This is a genomic window from Arthrobacter sp. JCM 19049 (assembly GCF_001310435.1).
The window spans coordinates 1-6095 of sequence record NZ_BAXF01000110.1 but is presented as its reverse complement, the minus strand read 5'-3'; the positions used below and the strand labels follow the sequence as shown (position 1 = coordinate 6095).

Here is a 6095-nt window from a genome sequence, read left to right as displayed (position 1 = left end):
TCACGGCTTAACCACCACAGCCGCGGCCCCGCCCAAGAAAGGGTGGGACCGCGGCCTGCGGGGTTGGTGCGGCTAGGGCAGCACGCGCCGGCTACTGCAGCATAGTGCGGTCATCGAGCTGGGCACCCTTGATCTTCTCGAACTCGCCGAGCAGGTCCTTGACGGTCATCGCCGACTTTTCCTGCTGGTTCAAATCCAGGATGATCTGCCCGTCGTGCATCATGATCAGCCGGGTGCCCAGCTGCAGCGCCTGCTCCATGTTGTGGGTGACCATCAGCGTGGTCAGCCGGTGGCGCTGGACGATGTCGTTGGTCAGCCGGGAGACCAGCGCCGCGCGCTGCGGGTCCAGCGCCGCGGTGTGCTCGTCGAGCAGCAGGATCTTCGGTTCGGAGAACGTGGCCATCAGCAGGCTCAGCGCCTGGCGCTGCCCGCCGGAAAGCAGGCCCACCTTCGTCTTCAGCCGGTGCTCCAGCCCCAGTTCCAGGCTCGCCAGCTCGCGGGCGAACAGTTCGCGCTTCTTCGGGGTCACCCCCAGGCCCAGCCCGCGGAACTTCCCGCGCGCCCAGGCCAGGGACATGTTCTCCTCGATCGTCATGGTCGGGGCGGTGCCGGCCATCGGTCCTGGAAGACCCGCCCGATGTACCGGGCGCGGGCGAAGTCGGCCATCCGGGTGACGTTCTTCCCGTCGATGCTCACCGTGCCCACATCGGGCTGCAGCTTGCCGGCGACCATGTTCAGCACCGTGGACTTGCCGGCGCCGTTCGAGCCGATCACGGTCACGAACTCCCCGGCGTCCAGGCTCAGGTTGATGTTGCGCAGCGCCTTGCGTTCATTCACGGTGCCCGGGAAGAACGTGCGCGACAGGTTGGTGATCTCAAGCATTGGCGCTGACCTCTTCTTCCTTGGAGGATTCGACCATCTGGTCGCGTTCGGGGCGCTTGACGGCCTTGACCAGCTTCTGGAAGCCTTCCACTTGGGCAGCAGCAGCGCGGCCACCACCAGCACCGCGGAGATCAGCTTCATGTCGTTGACCTCCATGCCGGCGCTGAGCGCCAGCTGGATCACCAGGCGGTAGATCACCGCGCCGAAGACGACGGCCAGCGCCGCCAGCCAGATCCAGCGCTGGGAGAAGATCGCCTGGCCCACGATCACCGAGCCAGGCCGATCAGGATCAACCGATGCCCATGCCGATGTCGGCGAAGCTGGAACTGGGCGATCAGTGCACCGGAGAGCCCGACCATGCCGTTGGAGAGCGCCAGGCCCAGGATCTTCTGGTTGTCGGTGCTCACCCCGAAGGAGCGGATCATTTCCTCGTTGTCACCCGTGGCGCGCATCGCCATGCCCATCTGGGTGTGCAGGAACCACACCACGATCGCGACCGCGACCAGGCAGCCGGCGAACATCAGCGCCACCGAGGTCCAGGTGCCCAGGATTCCGGCCTGGCGCAGCGGGCTGATCAGGGTGTCCTGCCCCAGCAGCGGCACATTCGCCTTGCCCATGATGCGCAGGTTGATCGAGTACAGGGCGATCATCGTGAGGATACCGGCCAGCAGCCCGTCGATCTTGCCTTGGTGTGCAGCAGGCCGGTGATGACCCCGGCCACGGCCCCGGCCAGGAACGCCAGCGCGGTGGCCAGCAGCGGGTTCATCCGTTGACGATGCCGATCGAGGCCGTCGCGGCCCCGGTGGTGAATGACCCGTCGACCGTCAGGTCCGGGAAATCCAGGATGCGGAAGGTGAGGTAGACCCCGAGTGCCATCACGGCATATATCAGGCCAAGTTCAACCGCTGTGATCATTTTTGGATCCTTGAGTTGTGAGAAGTTGGTGCCCATGACGAAGGCGAGGCAACACCTGCCCTCGCCTCGCCTTCGCCCTGGTTGGTTGCCGGTTTAGTAGACTTCAGCGGCCTTGTCGACCAGTTCCTGCGGGAACTGCATGTCGATCTTCTTCGCCGCCTCTTCGTTCAGGTAGAGGTCCACGTCCTGCAGGGTTTCCACCGGCAGGGTCTTGGCCTCGGCCTCACCCTTGAGCAGCTTCACGGCCATGGCCGCGGTCTGCTCGCCCAGCTTCTCGTAGTTGATGCCGTAGGTGGCGGTCGCGCCGCGCTTGACCGATTCGCCGTCAGCGGCGATGACCGGGACCTTCTTGTTGTTCGCGGTCTGCAGCAGGCCCTCCAGCGCGGAAACCACCGCGTTGTCGGTCGGCACGTAGAAGGCGTCAACGTCCAGCGAGTTCGCCGACTGCTGCACCTCGCTGGAGGCGGAGATCGCCGACTCCTTGATCTCCAGGCCCAGCTTCTGCGCCGCTTCCTTCGCCCACTTCACCTGGACCACGGAGTTCGCCTCACCCGAGGAGTAGACGATGCCCACGGTCTTGGCGTCCGGGGCCAGTTCCTTCAGCAGTGCCAGCTGCTCGTCGACCGGGTTCTTGTCCGAGGTGCCGGTCACGTTCGCGCCCGGTTCCTCATTGGACTGCACCAGCTTGGCATCCACCGGTCGGTGACCGCGGAGAAGACCACCGGGATGTTGGTGACCGCCTGGGCGGCGGCCTGCGCGGTCGGGGTGGCCACGGCCAGCACCAGGTCCATGTCCGAATCCGAGGCGAACTTGCCCACGATGGAGGTGTTGGTGGCCTGGTCGCCCTGCGCGTTGTTGTCGTCGTACTGGACCTTATCGCCCTCGTAGCCGGCGTCGGCCATGCCCTTCTTGAAGCCGCTGACCACCGCGTCCAGGGACGGGTGCGAGGTAATCTGCGAGATGCCGATCTTGACGGTTTCGCCCTCGGCGGGCGCGTCGCCGCTGCCTCCCCCATTGCTGCCGCAGGCGGTCAGCGCGAGCGCACCGGTTGCCGCCAGCGCGGCGAATTTCATGGCCGTGAAGCGTTTCATCGTCTTCCTTTCGAAGTCCCCTATGCGAGTGAGTGCTCCCCACCACGAGCTGGCACGGATGGCGCCGGGGTCCGGGACCGCTACCGCCGGCGTCCTTGCCACGTGATGACGATTACCCATGATCTTACATGTGAAAGAACTCACTTCGCCCACGGCTTTGCGCCTGTCGTAGACACTTTTTATTCGATGCACCGGATTTCGTCGAACTTTTCCGCCCATTCCCGCTCCCGCTGGCCGATACGTACATCCGGCCCGGGCGCGGGCGGGGCACCCGTGGACGAAATGCATATTTGACTTTGCCGCGCTGTGATTTGGCGCAACACCGCGCAGGTCCGGTTCCCCGCGCCGATCCCGCAGGCACCGCCCGCAAAACCGGCGGCTTCGCGGTTTGCCGCGCCGCCGCCCTAGAATTGGCAGTATCATGGCGCTACAGATCTCATATCCCGACGCACTGCCCGTCTCGGCCCGCCGCGAGGACATCCTCGACGCGGTGCGCAACAACCAGGTCGTGATCGTCGCCGGCGAAACCGGTTCGGGAAAAACCACCCAGCTGCCCAAGATGCTGCTGGAGCTGGGCCTGGCCGAACGCGGGATGATCGGGCACACCCAGCCCCGCCGCCTGGCAGCACGCACCGTGGCCGAACGCATCGCCGAGGAGCTGGGCACCAAGATCGGCGACGAGGTCGGCTTCCACGTGCGCTTCACCGGCGAGGTGTCCCGGCGCACCCAGCTGAAGGTGATGACCGACGGCATCCTGCTGGCCGAGATCCAGCGCGACAAGCTGCTGAAGAAATACTCGGCGATCATCATCGACGAGGCGCACGAACGCAGCCTGAACATCGACTTCCTGCTCGGGTACCTGAAGCAGATCATGCCCCGGCGCCCGGATCTGAAGATCATCATCACCTCGGCGACCATCGACCCCGAACGCTTCGCCGCCCACTTTGGGCGCACCCTGCCCGATGGGCAGACCGAACCGGCCCCGATCCTAGAGGTCTCCGGACGCACCTACCCCGTGGAGATCCGCTACCGGCCGCTGGACGAGCCGCTCGGGGACGAGGCGGAGGAGGACGCCAACGGCGACTCGCTGGAAGATGACCGCGACCCTCTGGACGGGGTCACCGAGGCGGTGCGCGAACTGTCCCGGGAGGAGCCCGGGGACATCCTGATCTTCTTCTCCGGCGAACGCGAAATCCGCGACGCCGCCGACGCGCTGCGCACCCTGGTGGCCGGCAACCCGCGCCTGCCGCGCTATGAGATCCTGCCGCTGTTCGCCCGCCTGTCCCTGGCCGAGCAGCACAAGGTCTTCCACCCCGGCCCCACTCCGCGCCTCATCCTGGCCACGAACGTGGCCGAAACCTCGCTGACCGTGCCGGGCATCAAGTACGTGATCGACACCGGCACCGCGCGCATCTCCCGCTACTCGCACCGCACCAAGGTCCAGCGCCTGCCCATCGAACGGGTCTCCCAGGCCAGCGCGAACCAGCGCTCGGGGCGCTGCGGGCGCGTCTCGGAGGGCATCGCCATCCGGCTCTACTCCCAGCAGGACTACGAGGCACGCCCCGAATTCACCGACCCGGAGATCCGGCGGACCAACCTGGCCAGCGTGATCCTGCAGATGATCTCCCTGGGCGTGGTGGGCTCCGCCGGCCAGGTGGCCAGCTTCCCGTTCGTCCAGCCCCCGGAGATGCGCGCCATCACCGACGGGGTGAACCTGCTGCGCGAACTGGCGCCCTGTCCAGCGACAAGGCGCCCAGGTCACCGACGTCGGACGCCAGCTGGCCCAGCTGCCGCTGGATGTGCGCCTGGGGCGGATGATCGTGGAGGGGGCCCGGCGCGGGGTCGCCAAGGAGCTGATGGTGCTCACCGCGGCGCTGAGCATTCAGGACCCGCGCGAACGGCCCAGCCAGGAAACCGGGCAGCGCGAACGCGCCGCGGAACTGCACCGGCGCTTCACCGACGAGAAGTCCGACTTCATCGCCCTGCTGAACCTGTGGGCCTACCTGCTGGAAAAGCAGAAGGAGCTCTCCTCCTCCGCGTTCCGCCGACTGTGCAAGGCCGAGCACATCAACTACCTGCGGGTGCGCGAATGGCAGGACCTGTTCACCCAGCTGCGCCAGCTGGCCAAGCCGCTGGGGATCAGCGTGGCCGCCGAACCGATCAACCCGGCCGCCAACGAGGACACCGTGCACATGAGCCTGCTGGCCGGGCTGCTCTCCCACATCGGGATGTACGACGAACGCAAGCGCGACTACACCGGGGCGCGCGGCACCCGTTTTGCGATCTTCCCCGGCTCCGGGCTGTTCAAGAAGTCCCCCAGCTGGGTGATGGCCGCCGAGCTGGTGGAAACCTCCCGGCTCTGGGCCCGGGTCAACGCGGCGATCAACCCGAATGGGTGGAGCAGGTCGCCCCGCACCTGCTCAAGCACAGCTACTCCGAACCGCACTGGTCCAAGCGCAACGGCGCGGTGCTCGGCTATGAGAAGGTCACCCTGTTCGGGCTGCCGGTCATCGCCCAGCGCCGCATCCAATACTGGCGGGTGGACGCCGAACTGGCCCGGGACCTGTTCATCCGCCACGCCCTGGTGGAGGGCGACTGGCGCACCCACCACAAGTTCTTCGCCCGCAACCGCCAGGTGCTCCAGGAGATCGACGAACTGGAAACCCGCCTGCGCCGGCGCGACCTGCGAGTCTCGGACGAGGACCTGTTCGACTTCTACGACGCGCGCATCCCCGCCTCGGTCGTCTCCGAGCGCCACTTCGACCGCTGGTGGAAGAAGGCCCGCACCACCGACCCGACACTGCTGGACTTCGATCCCGAGGCGCTGATCGAGGCCGACGCCGAGCAGCTGGATGACGCCGCCTTCCCCACCACCTGGCGCCACGGTCCATCGAGCTGCCGCTGAAGTACGAGTACAATCCGGCCGCCCGGGCCGGGGAGGGCGACGGGGTGAGCCTGCAGGTGCCGGTGGTGTTCCTGAACCAGCTGGACCCGGCCCGCTTCCAGTGGCTGATCCCGGGGCTGCGCCACGAGCTGATCACCGCGCTGATCCGCTCCATGCCCAAGAACGTGCGCAAGAACTTCGTGCCCGCCCCCGACGTCGCCGGCCAGGCGCTGGAAAGGCTGGATGCCGAGTTCGATCCGGCCCACGATGACCTGGCCACCTCCCTGGCCTGGTGCTGCGCCGGCTGCGCGGGGTCGTGTGGA

At 66.8% G+C, this 6095-nt stretch carries 4 pseudogenes; 1 reads left to right on the top strand and 3 read right to left on the bottom strand.

Going from position 1 to position 6095, the window contains the following annotated elements:
- Positions 1-91: 91 nt before the first annotated feature.
- The 3 pseudogenes from JCM19049_RS07125 to JCM19049_RS07115 all read right to left on the bottom strand — a co-directional run bounded on the left by JCM19049_RS07125 (position 92) and on the right by JCM19049_RS07115 (position 2870).
- Positions 92-882, bottom strand: a pseudogene (locus tag JCM19049_RS07125) (ABC transporter ATP-binding protein).
- 63 nt (positions 883-945) lie between these two features.
- A pseudogene (locus JCM19049_RS23255) lies at positions 946-1797 on the bottom strand (ABC transporter permease); the annotation flags it as partial.
- A 93-nt stretch (positions 1798-1890) separates the two neighbouring features.
- Positions 1891-2870, bottom strand: a pseudogene (locus JCM19049_RS07115) (ABC transporter substrate-binding protein).
- A gap of 439 nt (positions 2871-3309) precedes the next feature.
- On the opposite strand from JCM19049_RS07115, the pseudogene hrpA reads away from it, so the two are divergent.
- Positions 3310-6095 (top strand): annotated as a pseudogene (gene hrpA, locus JCM19049_RS07110) (ATP-dependent RNA helicase HrpA); the annotation flags it as partial.